The sequence below is a fragment of the Arthrobacter sp. SPT-J7 genome (genome assembly GCF_059089965.1).
Genome location: NZ_JBNHFF010000561.1, coordinates 1 through 483, shown reverse-complemented (window position 1 = coordinate 483; position 483 = coordinate 1). Strand labels below are relative to the sequence as shown.

The 483-nt window shown below is 65.0% G+C and carries 1 protein-coding gene; it reads right to left on the bottom strand.

Annotated elements, in window-relative coordinates:
• Positions 1-17: 17 nt before the first annotated feature.
• The coding region (locus tag AC5RWX_RS34270; protein WP_494100574.1) for a hypothetical protein at positions 18-483 on the bottom strand (466 nt) is incomplete at its 5' end.

Here is a 483-nt window from a genome sequence, read left to right as displayed (position 1 = left end):
CGGACCGCAGGAAGGCGTTAAGTTCCGTGGTGGGCCAGCCCGAGCGACAACCGGGTGTCCTGCGGGCCCTCAAGGACCAGGGCAATTGCCTGGTCCGGAAGCTCAAAAACCAGGGTGGCCTCCAAGGCCTGTCCTTGCGCCGCAGCAGCCGACTCCGCTGAGCTCCAGACGGGGCGCAACTTGCTTGCGCCGATCCCGGTGACCGTGAAGTCATCAACGTTGAAGCCCAACCCTGCCGGTTCCAGCGCCGTGAGCCGGACCAGCACCCGTACGCGGTGATTTCCCTCCGATGGGGCCTGGTTCAGTGCTTCGCCACCTTGGGGCGGCAGCCAACCGTCGTCTTCCAGTGGCGCAATCGCGCTGATTTGTGCCATGCCGCCCGGATACAAGCTGGAAGCCCCCAGCGGGATACTCTGCTTTGGCGGTGCCGTAGCCAGGAAGAGGTACGCCAACGACGCACTAATCGCGAGAAGGAGCCCGACC